This is a genomic window from Rothia sp. HMSC064D08 (assembly GCF_001809525.1).
Lineage (GTDB): Bacteria > Actinomycetota > Actinomycetes > Actinomycetales > Micrococcaceae > Rothia > Rothia dentocariosa.
Genome location: NZ_KV797895.1, coordinates 573989 through 591670, shown reverse-complemented (window position 1 = coordinate 591670; position 17682 = coordinate 573989). Strand labels below are relative to the sequence as shown.

Below are 17682 nucleotides of genomic sequence, written 5' to 3'. Positions count from 1 at the left end.
ATGGGAGTACACCGCATCATCACTACCAGCTCGTAGAGGATCCCGTGACCACCGAATCAACGTACTATTCCGCCCACGTATACGATAATTCACTCGCCATCACCCGCACCCGCGAAAACACAGCGCCAGTCGTTGCCGCAGGTGCCCTCGTCTGGCGCTTGCACGGGGAAAAACTTGAGGTGCTCATGATTCACCGGCCCCGCTATAACGACTGGTCTTGGCCCAAAGGCAAACAGGATGCGGGCGAATCACTCGTTGAAACCGCCATTCGTGAGGTAGGCGAAGAAGTCACCCTTAGAATAACCCTCGGCGTGCCGCTGGCGGTCACCAACTATATGGTCTCGGGGCGCCCCAAGGATGTGTTCTACTGGGCCGCGCAGCTGCCTGTGGGGGAGCATCCCCGCGCTGACGAAGGCGAAGTTGATGAAATCCGCTGGGTAACCCCCAAAGAGGCACGCAAGCTCTTGAGCAACAGCACCGACCACGAGCCTTTGGATGCGCTCGTTGCTCACCATAAAGCCGGTACCCTGCACACTCGCCCGGTCGTCATTATGCGGCATGCCAAGGCAAAACCGCGGTCTAACTGGACTGCCGCCGACGACGAGCGCCCACTCGCGGGAACCGGTAAACGCCAGGCGCTTGCGCATAGCCGCCTGTTGGAGGCATACTCCCCCACCCGTTTGCTTTCATCTCCGTGGCTGCGGTGCATGCAAACCGTGGCGCCCTACGCGAACGACCATGCAATCGCGATCAAAGAGAAGAAGTCCCTCTCAGAGAGCGGCGCGGCAGGGCATCCTAAACGCACGGCAAAAGTGACCGAATCGCTGTTCGTGAAGGAAGTTCCTTCGCTGCTGTGCACGCACCGCCCCGTTTTTCCGCTGGTTTTTAAAGCTCTCAAAGGGCACCTCATGAAGGGCTCGGCGAAAATTCTTCCCACCGAAGATCCCTATATGGAGCCAGGGGATGCGGTAGTCCTGCAGGTCTCAACCGCCGAGCACGGTGGTATCGTCTCGGTTGAGACCATCCGCCCGGTTATTGATTAGCACCAGAACTTTCGCGGTCCATGTGCATGGAAGTGCGCGAGTTTTGAGCCCCTCGAAAACTTTCGAGGGGCTCGAAGTATTCCAGATGACTAGACAGGCTCATGCAACGCCTCAGGCCCCTACAGGATGTGCTCATATTGGGGGTTCACATCTGGTAACATAAGTTGAGCTTCAACCTTTCACTTAGGTTCAGCATAGTTTCCAGCCACGCATCACGGAAGATACATAAACTATGGGCGAATACGACAACATGCACGTTCTAGAGCGTGATGTTGAGTTCGATTTTAATCATGCCGATATTCTGCTCAGTATATTCAGATATTTAAAAAGAAAGTTAGAAATACAGCTTCCGGAACGGCAGCGGTATATTGGCATAGCCCAACGTGAGTTTAAAGGACATTTCGCACGAGTTTTTGATCAAAACTGCAAATATTCCATCTCTGAATGTAAAAACCTGATTACAGCCCTAGGCGATGCCGCCGCCGACCTGCAGAAATATACTGATGCCGCACACCAAGAAAATGAGAATCGTAAAAAATTCCGTGAAGCTATGGCACATTGGGAGGAAGAAAAGAAGAAGATCAGAGATAACATTGAAAATGATAATCGCAATACATTTATAAGTTTTCAGAAAGATCCCGCTGCCTATTACCCTCCCCGACCACAGCCTAATCTAGATAGCGAAGGTCCCAAGTTCGACGAACGCGCCCCGATTATCAAATCCCGTAATACAGGCAGAAATGCAGAGGTTATCGGGCGCAACCGTAAGCATCGCGCCGAAAAGAGGGCTCGGGATGCCGCCCAGGATGCTACCGAGACTACATCGGCTATTCCCGGCAACATCGTGAAATTTGCGCAGAAGAACTCTACATTAGATCAAAGAATTGCCGAGCTTTACTCCAATATCACCAAATGCTACAGCTCTTTTGTTGAGCATACGTCATGGGGTTTTTTTGATGCCACAAGCCTTTTTAACTCGCTAGCAAAATGGGTTGATGCCAACCAATCTGATGTTCGTTGGATTCTCACTGTTGCGGAAGCTTTCGCGACAGCTGGTTCTCAAGGAATGTTAGGTCCTATTTATTCTGAAGCAGATTTTTTGGATTATCCGCAGTACCTTAATACGGGGTATATTCGGAATTATCTGAAGGAACAGAAAATTTCTACGGATCGTCCGAGTATTGATGTTTCTCGTGCGACAATAACCGGCGCGGTATACTCAGCGGGATATGCGCTTGATCCCGTGAATGTTGCCACAGGGAATTTCATTGAGCATGAGTGTGATCTCTCCTTCGAGCATGCTCCCGCGGCATCGCTCATCAAGCTTGAACGTATGTACAACAGCGTTGCCGTTACCTATCCTGAAGAAGCTCCTTCGGGTATCTTTGGTCTCGGTTGGTTTTCTACGCTTGATACTCAGCTTACGTTGAGTAACACGGGCGCTGTATGGCACACGCCTGATGGTCGGGCTCTTGCATTCCCTCGTATGGGTGACGGTTTTGGTCGTGTTCCTTCCGAATCGTATTGGCTTAGCAAAACTGTTCCCGGCGACGAGCTTTACAGCTATGTTTCCACAGCGACGACGAAGGCAATCAAGACGGCAGAGAATGCTGGGCGCAAGGTCAGCGCGCCTACTACACCCGCATATTATTGGGTTGTTTACAATTCCAAGCATGTTCGATACTTCTACGATCCTTCTGGCGCCTGGACAGGCGTCATGGAGGGGCATTATGCAACCTTAACACTGCCTCTTTACTCATCGGATTCCGCAACGGGTGCGTTAGAGCTAACTGACATCATTCACCCGGCCTCAGGTCGAGGTCTTCAGATACGCTATGGCAGCTCACCCCGTGATAACCGTATTCGCCCTGAAGCTGCCAGCACCTACCTTATAGATCATGATGTGCAGATACTTGATACCGTCACCTACATTTACGACGATGATGATCTGCTAGCAGCGGTTAACCGTCCTGACGGTATTCGTCGTTACACCCACAACGCTAAGCGCCTGATTGAAGAAGTCTGGGACGTGAACGGCCATCGTGAAGTCACTAATACCTATGACGGCCAAGGACGCGTGGTCCACCAGCTGACAGAACATTCCCGTGAAGTGTCTTTCGTCTATGCTCCGGGCATTATGACGATTGTTGCTGATGCGATAACCGGCGACAGCTCTAATATTTGGCGCTCTGATGAACACGGACGTCTTAGCTCTATGACAGCTGCTGATGGCAGCCGCCAAGTCATGCGCTACGATAAATTCGGCAACCGCATCAGCGTTACTGAACGCGATGGCTCTACGATAAGCCGTTCCTACGACTCTTACAGCCGTTTAGCGAAACAACTTACCCCCGAGGGTGCACTGTCTAAGTACACCTGGGACGAACATAACCGCCTGCTCACGACCTCTGTATGTGATTTCCGTGATCGGCTCAACCCCGGTGATCCCGTGGTAGTGTCATATACCTACGAATCAACAGGCGCAAACCCAAACCCCATCACTATGACTGATGGGAATGGGCATACTACAGAATATAGCTGGGATGAGTACGGCAACCTTCTAAGCGTTACTGACCCCACCGGTGTACGTACCACATACACCTATAACGCACGTCAAGAACTGATCAGTATAACAAACGGTGTTGGCGATACAGTCCATCTAGAGTACGACAAACACGGTCGAATAGTGCAGGTTAGGGATGCTCTAGGCCACGTAACCTCTACCCATTGGAACTCCGCCGGGCAACTCGCCACAGTCACGGATGCTGCCGGTTCACGCTGGTCCCTCACGTACCCTGAACTTGCTCCCGAAGAGCTGGATGTTCCTGCTTTTGTACGCCAAAACCTTACGTCAAGCGACACTCACCGTGTACACAATACATCGCGGCCTATAGGTCAGCTGCCCGTTTCTTTGACAGATCCTTACGGTCATGTCACGCACTTTGAGTACAATAACGGCAACCAAATCACCGCTGTCACCGATCCACTGGGTCGTACCAACCGCGCAGTATTTGATGCCTGGGGCAACATGGTCAAGACTATTAATGCCCTCGGTGCCGTAACCAACTATGAATACGATGGCCTGTCACAACTTATTGCGGTGACAGATCCTCTGGGTGCCCGGAGTGAGTTTGACTACGACTTGGCTGGCGAAATCAGCCAGATTACGGATGCTACTGGCGTTGTTACACATCGCGCTGTAGACCGTAGAACGGGCAAAGAAACTACGTCCTCCGGCGGAATACTCGGATCTTCATTCCGTCACGTCGATTATCTGGGACGGGTGATTATTGAGGGCGAGAACAATACCCAAAATTTCGCCTCTTCGCAGCCGGTTAGACGTGCATCTCAAAACTCAAAGTCACCAAGTGCATCCCCAAGAAACAGCGAAACTGTTACCGAGTTTACAACCTATGATGCCACAGGCAATCCTGTTGAAACTCTTGATGCTCAGGGCGGGCTCACCCGCCGCACCTACGATGCGGCAAACCGGCTGATACGCGAGGTATCTGCGGCGGGACGTACCCAAACATTCGACTATGATCAAGCTGGGCGGCTGCGGCGCATGGGCGTGGGGCTAAGCGTGCCCGAACAGAAGCCGACGGTGGGCGAGAACGTGGAATGGGAAGAGCCTACCGCTTGGGCGTACACAACACTAACCTACGACGCCGCATCTCGAATTATTGCCCGAACCTATCCTGACGGCACAACTGAGCATACGACGTACGATGCCCTTGGCCGGATTGTACGGGTGCAGCATGGGGCTCGCACGGCAACGTATGCATACGACCGGTGCTCACGCCTGATCCGTATGAGTGATAACAGCGCTGGTACCCGCAGATTCGTCTATGATGCAGCCGGCCAGCTAGTGACTGCTGTAGATGCCTTAGGGTATCGCACCCATTTCGAGTATGACGCTGCCGGGCAGATGGTGCGCACCCTGGATGCGACCGGCCAGGTCACCACGTATATTTATGACGCCGCAGGTCAGCTTATCCGCACCGTTAAGGGCGCGGGTTCTACGGCAGAGATAACATCTACGTACACCTACGATGCTGCAGGTCGTCTGCTGTCTGAAAATAATGGTGAGCGAACCCGTGCATACTCCTACGACTATCAGGGTGGCGGTCTGCTCGCGTCTTTGAGCGTCAATGGTGTGTGCGCGGCGGAGTATTCGTACTCCCCCGGAGCATCATCTATTGGTCATCGAACCGTGACGGTGCGTGACTATGCCTCTGCTTCTGCACTCCGGGAGCGCGATTCTTCCGCCTTTGCTGGCGTCGAAAAGCCGTACCTTGAGCATCGTTTTGTCTATGATTCCTCCGACCGTCTGATCTCTCGCAGCCGTTCAGGATTCCTAAGATTGAACGAGCAAAGCAACGCTCATGCAGACGACGATATGTACGAGCGTCTTCACGCTTTGAATACCTTTATCAAAACCGGCGCATATACACTAACGTACTCGTATGACGCCGATGGTTATCTGATCACGTCAGTAACCCCTTACGCAAAATCTACACGTACTGTAGATGGTGCCGGTCGAACGGTAGCTGTAACAACACACGCCACGGGACAGCCCGCTCACGACGTTATCTCTTCAGTATTCTCCTACGATCCTCTGGGACGTCTCACGCGGATTCAGGTGGGAGATATGGTATCTTCCTGGACGCACGAGCGCACTACCGGGCTAATCTCAGACTATGTGCGTGAACAGATACCCGCCGATGTCCGAGGGTTTGAAGAATCAAAGGTTCTTGAACGCACACAAGTAATCCGTGACCATAACGGCCGTGTGATTGGGTTGGATTCAACGGGATCTGATACTTCACCGGATGGTCTTGTGCTGTACTCCTATGACGATGCCGGGCAGCTTGTGGGCGCCCGTTCAGCATCCCACGTGTGGGAGTGGGAGTACACAGCCGGAGTCATGATGCGCGAGCGCGTCTTTGCTCTCGATAGTTCTAACGGGTCTGAACGCACGGCTGCAGGTTCTCGTGTTCTGGAGGGTGAGCGTATCTTCACCCATAACGAAGCGAACCAGTTAGTCGCCGTTGAGGCTCGCGCATACGCAGGTGCACGGGGCGACGCTGGGGAGCTTGCCGCTCACAACATCACGGAATACGCCTACAATCTGGCAGGCGAACGTAGTGGTGAAGTCACGACCGATAAGCTCACCGGCACCTCATACTCTCGCGAATATAGCTGGGGTGCCTACGGCGGTCTGACATCGGTAACAGACTCTATTTCCTCACGTGCAGGTATTTCACGCACTTCACTGATTTCTGATGCGGTGGGTGAGGTATCCGCTGTTTCTGATGGTGAGGGCATTACAGTGCCTCTCATGTGGGATGCCAGGTCGGATATTCCGCATCTTCTGGGTGCTGGGGCAACGAGCGCACCCAGCTCTGACGGCGGCTTTTCGCAGGCGGGTATACCCGGCGGAGTGACACCTTGGTATACCCTCAACGTCCCCGGATTGACCGGCAACACCCTCGATTCGACGTTAGGTAACACACCCGGACTGTCAACGGACTGGGGCGTGCCCTCTGCAAGCGCTACCCCGGTGCCCGGGCTGCCCACCGGTTTCGAGTTCACGGGTGCAGGGTCGCTACGCGTAGCCGGTCTAGATATGCTAGGCGCTCGCGTCTATGACACCCCTTCACGTCGTTTCCTCTCAACAGACCCGAAGGCCGCAATAGCTGGTTCATCCTGGTTTGCTGACGTTTACGCATATGCAGGCAATAATCCGCTGGAGTATGTGGACCCTCGGGGTGAGCGCCCCCTGACGGTTGCAGATTACCGTAAGTATCAGAGCCAAGAAGGCGAACGTTTCATGCAGCAGAGTCTGCGCCTTCTGGCTCTTGTAGGTGTTATTGGTTCCCTGTTCATAGCGCCGACAAGTATCCTCTTGGCCGGCGGTGTTGGTTTTATTTCTGGTGCCGCCAACGGTGCCGCTGATGGCATGGATTTCCACACCCCCGACGGCAATATCGACTGGGATAAAGTGCAGGCTTACGCCCTTCAGGAAGGCGGGAAAGAAGCACTCACAGCCGCACTCATAGGGATGCTCTTCAAAGCCGGGCCGCCCGTAGCACGCGCCACCGGCAACCAAGCGATGAAAGTCCCCGTTATCTCCAGAACGGTTGATCGGGTTAAGACGTCCCCTGTTGTCATTAAAACCCAAAACACCGTTAACGCCGTCAAAACCCGCATCAACGGAATCCAAGACCGCATTGCCACATGGACGCGCACCAGCCTGCTGGGCATCGAGCACGTAGTGCCCAAAGTGCACCCCACACCACACAATAGCCCACATCAGATAGACATACCCAACGGTCCCAAACCTGCCCATACCGGTTCTCTCGATCACAGGACATCAGGAACAGTAGACGAACCCAATGTGCAGCTGAAACCTGTGGAGGAACCGAAGGTTGAAAACCTGCCTCCGGCAAAAGGTGCGGCGGGTGATTCTACGGCACTGGAGAATCCTGTTACGGCTGACAGGCATGTATCTTGGACAGAGCATCCCCCTGGGTCTACTGTGCAGAATGGTGATCAGACGGCCACATATCTTGCTGGTGATGACTTCAAAAAGACTCTTGTGAAGAATACTAAGGACAGCTCTCGGTATGTACCTGCTGAAGAGCCTGGAACGTACAACGTGTACGGGTTCGACGAAGCTAGGAAATTGAGGGATGATTACTATAAAAAGCTCAATGGGCAGCATTCTCCCGCCGATCTATCTAAAGGTGAACCTAGGTTTGCCCTGTGGCGTCCTGAAGTTGGTGAGCCTAATCTAGATACGGCGATGACTGGTTTTAGGGATGTTACCCGACATGGTAATACGGTTGAGGCTCAGGTTGGTTCTCATAAATTTATAGTGACTAATCTGGATGAGTACACCGGAACAATTCCTGATGATGTGGTTCCAACGGCTAAATCTCTTTATGAAGATGGGAAAGTGTACTGGAAAAATAAGGATCATAAGCCTGAGGGTTTTGGGAATGTGCCGGATCCTCTGCCTTTTGATAATAAGGAAGCTCGTATCCTTCCCACGCATGATTACGCTGGGAATGAGATAGAGTATACGAAATACAAGGTTAGGAGGCGAGCACGTGTTCCTAATCAAATGAGTGCTGCAGGTGAAGAGCGTTTAATTGTGGGGTCTGACGGGAGTATGTACTACACTCCAGATCATTATGAAACCTTTGTTCGGATCTTTTAAGGGAGGTCATAATGGCATACAAACGCGAATATAAAGATGAGTTTGTTGTTCCGGTGTTCACTCACGAGAGCGGGTATTGGGGGCAGGTGATGAAGCCTCGTTTGCAGGAACAGGGGTGGTTTATTGTTGAGGTGGATTGTGCTGGTGTGGATACCTCGCACGAACTTGGGCGCAGGCTTTTACGAGCGCTTGGGTTTAATATTGCGCCGGATCAGTGGGTGAATGGGTTTTGGGTTAAAGATGCTGTTGAGGAAGCTGATTGGAATGATATGCGTCAGGGTCTTTTTGTATTCTATGAGAACTTTGAAGATCTCTTTAGCGTACGGGAAGAGTGTTCGCCTTTTTATGCCCCGGAGTATGCGCTTCAATTAGCTGAACGTATGAGCTACTACTATTCTGATCTTCGTGGGTATATTTACGAGCAGTATCCTGTGGTGGTGGGGTATGGCGTTGGTCTTCCATCGTCGTATCTCCCACAATTTGAGGAACTGATGGGTGCAGAAAATGTGATGATTGCCGGTGAGGGTATGCGGTATCCATGGTCCGATTTTGAAGAAGAGCGACGGAGGAATTTCCCGAACGGCGCCCCGGACCCTCTCTACGATAAGACAGGTCAGCTCTTTGGTGGGGTTATAAACCATGATCCGCAGGCTACGGGTATCTATGTTGCTGATCCTCGGTATTATCCTGAGTCACCGTTTTATGACCCTGCTCTTGCCTCCAAGGTACACCTGGTGCATAGTGAAGATGTTGATGATACAGAATAGTATATAAGCACGTTTGTATATATTGAGGGTTATTCATGATTGGGATATTGCCACTTCATGGCTGACCCTCAAATTTTTTATTTCCGCATCATGATGAGACGTTTATTTTGACTAAGGAATGAAAATATTATGAATTATTACGAACCTATGGGGTTTTATGATGATGGCTACGGAGAGACATTCTTCCCGGTTGTTTATGTGCGGGAGGATGGTGTTTTAGAGCGGCAATTAGAGCTGTTGCGGCATGCTGGGTGGAAGATTATTGAGTTCTCCAGTGAAAAGTTATTGGAGTCTTCGGGGTCTGAGGAGGCTGCTGTGATGGTTTTTGAGGCTATTGAGTTTCCGTATGAGGTTCCTCGGTTGCCGGATGATTGGATTCATGAGTATCTTGAGGATTTGCATTGGTTGGATTTGAGTCAGGGGTTCTTTTTTGTTCTGAAGAATTATGATGCACTATTTCAGAGCCCTCATGATCCTCATTATTATATGGCGAAGTGGGCTGCACAGCTGTTGCAGACTGTGGATACTGAGTTGAGGTACCGGTATTCGGAGGACGAGGATGGGGAGTATGATCCTGCGAATATTCTTTATGGTATGGAGGTGTCTCAAGAGCATCTTGATCAGGTGTTAGAGTTTTTTGAGGGTCGGGCGATTGTGGTGCCTGATTTTGATGAAAATGACCCTGGGGCGGAGCATCCTTTGTATGTGAAGAATAAGGATGAGGTTTTGGAGAGCTGGAAATATGAGAGTAAGTAATACCAGGGATTCTCATTTTTGGCTCTTTAACCGGATTTTACAATATTTATTCACGTGGAGCTCTCTTCAGGTAAATTAGTGGAGACAGCCTCATATAAAAACTACTGGTTCCTGCGGCTTTGCTTTGTTACAGGATCCAGTATTTTTGTATTTTAAATTTATTAGTCGTGTTTAAGGGTTGAGTAGTTCTAAGGTTTTCGAGAATAGGCCTGTGGGTAGTAAAGATGGTAGCATACTCTCAACAAAAGATAAGGATGGTAATCTTATTACATATACTGAATATGATGCAAAACCGCCAGAGCCTATCGTTAAAGAAAATGGTAAACCAGGACTTAATCGGGGAACACATCGTATCGTAGTAGGCAGCAATGGAAGTATTTACTATTCGCCAGATAACTATTTAACTTTTGTCCGCCTTGTTGATTAATTTTGAAAGGAAACGAATATGCCTTATGAGGCTTTATATTCTAAACCGTTTAGTATCCCTGTTTTTATACGAGATAATAATTATTGGGAAAACTATATGCTTCCTTCTCTGCGTCAGGAGGGGTGGCATGTTGTTATAGTTGATTGCGCAGGGGTTGTGGATGCCTATGATTTTGCTATTCGTTTTATGAATGCTATCAGTTTTGATTGGAGTTCATTCCCGCATAAATTTGATTTGAAATGGGATGAAGAATATGCAGAGGATATCGATTGGCTTGATATGCGTCAAGGATTGTTTGTCTACTATAAAAACTTTGAAGATGTTCTATCTATGGCTGACGGTTTAAACATGGAGGGTTATGTTAGGTATAGTGTGGATATCCTTTACATTATGAATGCTTATTACCCACGGCGTCCTATGTGGCGTGATGACGAATACGAGGTTCTTTTTGGGTATGGGCTTGAGGTGTCGAAAGATTCCCTTCCTCGCGTTGAGGAGTATTTTGAAGGTCACGAAATAATCTTTGCTGGCCCTGATACTGAATACCCTTGGTCTCAGCAGGAGGAGCGGAAGAAGAAATACTTCCCTAATGGTTTTCCCGATCCTCGGTATGATGAGAATGGTATCTGGATAACTGACCCCGATGAGTACCCTGAAAGCACCACCTACACTGGCAGTAAGGACTCATAGTATCAAGGCATCTGGTGGTTAGCTAGATGACGTATATGGGTTATACCCCAGGTCGTGCTCTATATCTTTATTTGCCTCGTGAGTTATTTTTTGGGAAAGAAACAGTATGCCGTATGAACATAATCTTTCAAAACCCTTCATCGCCCCGATCTTCATTGAGGAAGATGGGTATTGGCAGAATTGTATGAAGCCCTATCTTGAGCGTGAAGGATGGTATATCGCAGAGGTTGACTGTGCTGGAGCCACTGGATCATTGGAATTTGGGCGTCGGCTTCTAACAGCTTTGGACTTCGACTGGGATTCTTTTCCGTATGAGTTTGATGTCCATTGGGCTTTTGAATATGCTACTGAGGTTGATTGGCTTGATCTGCGTCAGGGGCTGTTTGTGTACTATAAAAACTTTGAGGACGTACTGTCGATGGCGGACCGTTTAGGGAACGATAGTTACGCTATTTATGCCGTGCATATGGTTGATTATATGCGTCTGGACTATCCTATGCGTCCTAGCCCACGTCCTCGGTCTGGGGATGATTATGAGGTGACTTTAGGCTACGGGTTCGGGGTGAGTCGGGCTTCTTTGCCGCGTGTGGAGCAGTTCTTTACAGGAAATAACAAGATCCTCATTTCTGGCCCGGAGGTGGTGGAGTATCCGTGGACTTGGCATGAGGAGCGGAAGAAAAAATATTTCCCTCAGGGGTTCCCGGCTCCTCGGTGCGATGAAAAGGGTAACTGGATCTTTGATCCTGAAAGGTACCCGGAGAGTCCCGCGTACACGGGTAACGCAGGATATCCTGTAGAAGAATAGTCGTCTTGAGGTTCAGCCTGTATCCGCTTAATTCAACGGGTACTGGGTTCGAGAATCAATCTATAGATCAGGCATGGATGCAGGCCCATGGGTCCGATATGGTCAAGACCATTCAAACTTCTATAGATTGGTCGCTTGAGAATTTTATGCTGGCCTGGATTGCGGGTAAGAAACCTAGCCTGCAGCAGTACCGGTTTAGTCCGCATGCTGAGTCACGGTTGTTATCGGCTGTGTTGTGTTCGGTGATGGATTCGGTGGATAAGGCTGGTATGACTGAGGTTGTGCGCTCGGGTATAACCTATTTGGCGGATTAGTAGTCAGAATAATGAAGTCAACTAGCTTACCGAATAGAGTTTCGGTGTACCCTAGATGGTCCGAGGCTTATAGGAATGGGATAGACGTAATAGCATTTGAGGTTAAAATTTTGGAATGTTGCTTAAGGGTTTATTCATAAGGGACTTAAGTAGGTTTTTATGAATACCCCCTGTGTAGGATTTCTTAAGGAAATAACTATATGGTTTATGAAAAAGAATATAAGGATGAGTTCATTGTTCCGGTGTTCACTCAGGAGAGTGGGTATTGGGAGCAGGTGATGAAGCCTCGTTTACAGCAGCAGGGATGGTATATCGCTGAAGTAGACTGTGCTAGGGTAAAGGATATTGAGGATTGCGGTACGAGGCTTCTACGTGAACTCAATTTTAAAGTTCCTGAGCATGGATATATTAATGCCATGGCGGTCAAAGGAAATCTTAGGGATATCTATGGCATTAATATGCGCAAAGGCCTCTTTGTTTTTTATAAGAATTTTGAGGATATCTTCTCTACCCATCCTGATCTATATACTGGCTATGGAGCCGAGTTTATGCTCCAACTGATTGAAGATATTGTTTATTATTATTCAACCTTACGTGGATATATCTATGAAGAGTATCCTGTAGTGGTGGGGTACGGCGTTGGTCTTCCCACCTCGTATCTCCCACAGTTTGAGGAGCTGATGGGTGCGGAAAATGTGATGATTGCTGGTGAGGGTGCGCGGTATCCCTGGTCTGATTTTGAGGAAGAACGGCGAAGGAACTTCCCGAACGGCGCCCCGGATCCTCTATACGATAAGACAGGTCAGCTCTTTGGTGGGGTTATAAACCATGATCCGCAGGCTACGGGTATCTATGTTGCTGATCCTCGGTATTATCCTGAATCACCATTTTATGACCCTGCTCTTGCCTCCAAGGTGCACCTGGTGCATAGTGAATTTACTGAGCCAGATCCTTCTGTATAAGCATTATGGGGTATAAATGCGGCTATAAGGATGAGTTTGTTGTTCCTGTGTTCACTTACGAGAGTGGGTATTGGCACCGAACCACGAAATAGTTTTTACCGACCCTGATGCTAAGCGCCCCTTGGCCTCAATAGGAAGATCGGAAGAAGAAATATTTCCCTAGTGGTTTTCCTGACCCGTTGTATGAGGATGGTACGGAGTGGATTAATGATCCTGATGAGTACCCCGAGAGCACCACCTATACCGGCGGGAACAGCTAACAACGCACTGATAGCCAAGGATTAACCAATTATGGGTTACTACGACGACGGGCGTGGCAATAGCTTCTTCCCAGCTGTGTATGTAAAGGAAGATGATGACGTCTTAGAGCGGCAACTAGAGCTGCTACGAAAGCAGAGGTGGAAAATTATTGAGTTTTCTTGCTCTGCTCTTGTCCAGGCAAGGACCGAGAATGAATATTTTAAGGAGCTTTTAGGGCCTATTGAATATCCTTATGGAATGCCTGATGATCCAGTAAATCTGATCTATGAGTACATGGAAGATTTGCATTGGCTGGATTTGAGTAAAGGAGTTTTCGTGGTCTTGCGGGACTATGACGCGTTATTCCGAGAGGATAAAGGCCCTGAATACTTGCAGGCAAAGTGGATGGCACAGATTCTGCAAAGTGCGGATAATGACTTACGGTATCGGCATTCTTGGTATGTGAATGGAGACTACGACCCACCGCATGTGCTTTATGGTATGGAGGTGTCTCGGGAAAAACTCGATACTGTGCTGGAGTTCTTCGAAGGTCGAGCCACTGATTATCGAAGACTTCGATGAAGATAACCCAGGAGCAGAATACCCACCCCTTGCGGAGTATCGCCATAAAGTCGTTAGGAGTTGGCAGCACAAAAAATAATTAACGCTATACTCCTCTATACCTCAACCACCTATTTTGCGCCCAGGGTGAAGCACAGCCCAATTTATCTGAGAGACTCGTACAATAGAATTCTGGTTACAACAGTGCCTACGCCCAGGAGTCAAGCCACCATGAGCATGTCCGCACCCGCGCATCACGCCTCTGGTCAGCAGAGTATCCCTACCCCCTATGAGGATTTGCTGCGCGAAATTCTTGACGAGAACCGTGATGCTATTGCCGCCGATGCTCAGCGCAAAGACCGCACGGGCACCGGCACGTTCGGCGTATTTGGGCGGCAGATGCGCTTCGATCTGCGTGACTCTTTCCCCCTGATTACCACCAAGCGCGTGCACTTCAAATCAGTGGCAGTTGAACTTCTGTGGTTCCTGCGCGGCTCCTCAAACATACGTTGGCTGCAGGAACGCGGCGTGACTATATGGGATGAATGGGCTGACGAAAATGGTGACCTCGGCCCGGTCTACGGGGTGCAGTGGCGTTCATGGCCCACCCCCGACGGCGGCACCATCGACCAGATAGCGAAAGTAATCGAATCTCTCAAAACGAACCCGTCGTCACGTCGCCACATTGTCTCGGCATGGAACCCCGCCGAGGTTGATGAGATGGCACTGCCGCCCTGCCACGCCATGTTCCAGTTTTACGTGCATGAGCGCCCTGACGGCGTGAAGGAATTGTCGTGTCAGTTGTACCAGCGCAGCGCCGACATGTTCTTGGGTGTACCCTTCAATATCGCCTCCTACGCCCTGCTGACCTACCTGATAGCCCACGAGGTCGGCATGGAACCCGGCGAGTTCATATGGACAGGCGGCGACTGCCATATCTACTCCAACCACCTGGAACAGGTGAAAAAGCAGCTCGGTTACGGCAACGACCCCGAGGGTAATCCCTATCCCCCGCGTGAGCCTTACCCGTATCCCAAACTCGTTATCAAAACGAAGAAACCTTCTATCTTTGATTATGAGTATGAAGACTTTGAACTTGTCGATTATAAGCATCATCCGGGGATTTCTGCCCCCATCGCGGTTTAGGACAATCGATGCGTGAGTATGATTCCTCCTCCCCCGCACGACCGTGCCTTGGCGCTATTTGGGCGCAGACCGATGCGGGTATTATTGGGCGCGACGGCACCATGCCCTGGCGTGCCCCCGAAGACCTTGCGCATTTCAAAACCGTCACCATGGGTAAGCCCGTCATCATGGGGCGGCGCACTTGGGAGTCTTTTCCACCACGTTTTCGACCGCTGCCTGAGCGCACCAATATCGTCATCAGCCGCAGTATTACGGGAGATTCAGCCGCGCCTCTTAAACGCGATGGCGCGTTTTGGGTTCCGTCGCTGGATGCGGCTCTCACCCTCGCGGGCAACACGCCTTTAACGCCCAACGCTACCCGACACCCGGATTCACCACATCAGCAAGTTGATGCTTGGATCATTGGCGGCGGCTCCGTCTATGCGGAGGCACTTTCCCGCGAGGATTTACCCTCCTTTGGCCGCGTCGAAATTATCGAACGCACCTTCTTCTATTGTCAGGAAGGTAACGAGATTACGGGCGATACCTACGCCCCCGAACTTGCGGTAGAAGGATTTGTGGCTGCGGACGAACCGGCGCGATGGCGCATCCTGGGTGAAAGTGCCTGGGAGAAGAGCGAGCGCGGCTATCTGCTGGATGCTTCGGGCGGGAAAAATCCCATGTACTATTCATTTCAAACCCTAGCCCGCCTCTGATATACCTGGCGCGGAAATTCCGTACAATAACGTTCGCTTGTGCGAACGGCAAAGTGTAGTCTCGTTTGTCTGGGGTACATTCGTTCCCCTCACAACGTCTTACGCCAGAACTCATCGCACCTATCTCGCGTCTCCTGGTCTTTACCATACTGACTAGGGGTTATGACGCTGTTCCACGCGATATGTGGTACACGGGGTAGACTAGAAATTATGAATTTTAATCCCGGTGACTCAGTAGGTTTTGTAGGTTGGCGCGGCATGGTTGGTTCCGTGCTGATGAAGCGCATGCTTGAAGAGAACGATTTCAACGATATTTCTCCCGTTTTCTTCACAACCTCCAATGTGGGCGGTGAAGCCCCCACCTTCGACGGCACGCTTGAACCTTCTACGCTGAAGGATGCGTACGATCTGAATGAGCTTCGCCAGCATAAGATTATTGTGACCGCACAGGGCGGTGACTACACGAAAGAGGTTCACCCGAAGCTGCGCGAATCTGGCTGGGAGGGCCTGTGGATTGATGCCGCTTCTGCCCTGCGCATGAACGATGATGCCATTATCGTGCTCGACCCTATTAACCGTGATGTGATTGACCGCGGGCTCGAATCCGGTGTGAAAGATTTTATCGGCGGCAACTGCACCGTCTCATGCCTGCTCATGGGGCTGGGCGGTCTCTTCAAACAGGGGCTGGTGGAATGGACCACCTCGATGACCTATCAGGCGGCTTCAGGGGGCGGGGCCCGTCATATGCGCGAGGTTCTGGGGCAGTTCCGCGACCTCGGCAATGAGGTGTCTGCCGAGCTTAACGATCCGGCAGCGGCGATCCTGGAGATCGACCGTAAGGTGCTCGCTAAGCAGCGTTCGGGTGAGCTTGATACCGCGCAGTTCGGGGTTCCGCTTTCCGGTTCGCTAATCCCGTGGATTGACTCTGACCTGGGCAATGGGCAGTCCCGCGAGGAATGGAAGTCTGATGCCGAGACCAACAAAATTTTGGGTCTCGAGGGCGATAACCGTGTGATTATGGACGGTTTGTGCGTGCGTATCGCAGCCATGCGTTCGCATTCTCAGGCACTCACGATGAAACTGACCGAAGACCTGCCGGTTGCCGAGATTGAGCGCATTATCGCTGAAGACAACCAGTGGGCCCAGGTGGTGCCAAATACTAAGGATGCCACGATGGAGGGGCTGACTCCGGTCGCCGCTTCCGGCTCGCTGAATATTCCGGTGGGGCGCATCCGCAAGTTGGCGATGGGTCCGCAGTATATTAGTGCTTTCACGGTGGGCGACCAGCTACTGTGGGGTGCCGCTGAGCCGGTGCGCCGCATGCTCAAGATCGCGGTCGGAAAGCTCTAAAGTAGCCTTCTCAAAGTACTCGTGGGCGCGGTGCCGTAAGAACGGTTCCGCGCCCACGTATGTTGGGCCTAGCCCACAAGCTTTGAACGATATGCGTGGGAGAGCAAAACGTTGCCTGCACCCGCCTCTTGGTGAATAAGCTTTCTGGTTGCCCCGAACCTAGCGGTAGCGGATAAACCTGTGCCCCGCATCCTGATTGAGGATGCGGGGCACAGGCTCAAAGTAGACAGGTACGTTTTCAGGCTATGCTTTACGCGCCGCCTTCTGGGCTTTTCGTTTTTCACGCCAGGCTACGTAGCGGTGCCAGAGCGAAATCACCAGCTTTTTGAGTCGCTGATTCAGACGATGCGCCCACGCGAACTCGGTTCCCCAGATTCCCAAACCGATAAAGATAAACAGCCAGCCGGGGCCAGGCGTGACAAGCATAATCAGACCGGCAATGAAACAGAAGCCGCCTACGGCAATCACAAGAGGCTTGTAGAGATGCTTCAGCACCGGGTGAGCGTGCATCCGAGCTTTCTTTTTCTCTAGCCACAGGTGAAACTTGCTGGTTTCACTCTCTGTAACTTCATCCTCTAAGGTTTTCACACATCACCTCTTCTCAGGGCGGCTCTCACCTGTGCGTACACGATACAGCACCAGCCTAGCACCCGCGCCTGGGAACTCCCTGATAGCCTAACATCGTAAAAAATATCTTTTAT

14 protein-coding genes are annotated in these 17682 nt (G+C 50.9%); 13 read left to right on the top strand and 1 reads right to left on the bottom strand.

Features of this window, described 5'->3' with window-relative positions; translation table 11 throughout:
* The first annotated feature begins 44 nt into the window (after positions 1–44).
* The 13 genes from HMPREF2625_RS04845 to asd all read left to right on the top strand — a co-directional run bounded on the left by HMPREF2625_RS04845 (position 45) and on the right by asd (position 16981).
* On the top strand, positions 45–1043 hold the full coding sequence (locus HMPREF2625_RS04845) for an NUDIX hydrolase (RefSeq protein ID WP_070522361.1): 999 nt from the start codon (positions 45–47) through the stop codon (positions 1041–1043).
* A gap of 232 nt (positions 1044–1275) precedes the next feature.
* Entirely contained in the window at positions 1276–8268 is a 6993-nt protein-coding gene (locus HMPREF2625_RS04840; protein ID WP_070522358.1) for a DUF6531 domain-containing protein, read from the top strand.
* An 11-nt stretch (positions 8269–8279) separates the two neighbouring features.
* Positions 8280–9035 carry a hypothetical protein gene (locus tag HMPREF2625_RS04835; RefSeq protein WP_070522355.1) on the top strand — a complete coding sequence of 252 codons (756 nt, stop codon included), beginning with the start codon at positions 8280–8282 and terminating at the stop codon, positions 9033–9035.
* A 129-nt stretch (positions 9036–9164) separates the two neighbouring features.
* A complete protein-coding gene (locus tag HMPREF2625_RS04830) occupies positions 9165–9791 on the top strand; it encodes a hypothetical protein (RefSeq protein WP_246826674.1) in 627 nt (208 codons plus the stop codon).
* 211 nt (positions 9792–10002) lie between these two features.
* Positions 10003–10218, top strand: coding sequence for a ribonuclease domain-containing protein (locus HMPREF2625_RS10755; RefSeq protein ID WP_168162329.1), 216 nt, complete (start codon positions 10003–10005; stop codon positions 10216–10218).
* Between the two features lie 18 nt (positions 10219–10236).
* Entirely contained in the window at positions 10237–10908 is a 672-nt protein-coding gene (locus tag HMPREF2625_RS04825) for a hypothetical protein (protein WP_070522352.1), read from the top strand.
* Positions 10909–11014: 106 nt separating this feature from the next.
* Complete coding sequence (locus HMPREF2625_RS04820) at positions 11015–11713, top strand: hypothetical protein (RefSeq protein ID WP_070522349.1); 699 nt, start codon at positions 11015–11017, stop codon at positions 11711–11713.
* A 5-nt stretch (positions 11714–11718) separates the two neighbouring features.
* The gene (locus HMPREF2625_RS04815; protein ID WP_070522346.1) at positions 11719–12027 is read left to right on the top strand and encodes a hypothetical protein; all 309 of its coding nucleotides are present in this window, start codon (positions 11719–11721) and stop codon (positions 12025–12027) included.
* A 200-nt stretch (positions 12028–12227) separates the two neighbouring features.
* The gene (locus HMPREF2625_RS04810) at positions 12228–12989 is read left to right on the top strand and encodes a hypothetical protein (protein ID WP_070522343.1); all 762 of its coding nucleotides are present in this window, start codon (positions 12228–12230) and stop codon (positions 12987–12989) included.
* Positions 12990–13280: 291 nt separating this feature from the next.
* Positions 13281–13811 carry a hypothetical protein gene (locus HMPREF2625_RS04805; protein WP_070522340.1) on the top strand — a complete coding sequence of 177 codons (531 nt, stop codon included), beginning with the start codon at positions 13281–13283 and terminating at the stop codon, positions 13809–13811.
* A gap of 216 nt (positions 13812–14027) precedes the next feature.
* Positions 14028–14936, top strand: a complete 909-nt coding sequence (locus tag HMPREF2625_RS04800; protein ID WP_070522688.1) for a thymidylate synthase — start codon at positions 14028–14030, stop codon at positions 14934–14936.
* Positions 14937–14944: 8 nt separating this feature from the next.
* A complete protein-coding gene (locus HMPREF2625_RS04795) occupies positions 14945–15631 on the top strand; it encodes a dihydrofolate reductase (RefSeq protein ID WP_070522337.1) in 687 nt (228 codons plus the stop codon).
* Between the two features lie 210 nt (positions 15632–15841).
* Positions 15842–16981 carry an aspartate-semialdehyde dehydrogenase gene (gene asd, locus HMPREF2625_RS04790; protein ID WP_070522334.1) on the top strand — a complete coding sequence of 380 codons (1140 nt, stop codon included), beginning with the start codon at positions 15842–15844 and terminating at the stop codon, positions 16979–16981.
* Positions 16982–17224: 243 nt separating this feature from the next.
* Here the strand turns inward: asd and HMPREF2625_RS04785 are convergent, their stop codons facing one another.
* A complete protein-coding gene (locus tag HMPREF2625_RS04785) occupies positions 17225–17569 on the bottom strand; it encodes a PGPGW domain-containing protein (RefSeq protein ID WP_048754332.1) in 345 nt (114 codons plus the stop codon).
* Between the last annotated feature and the right edge of the window lie 113 nt (positions 17570–17682).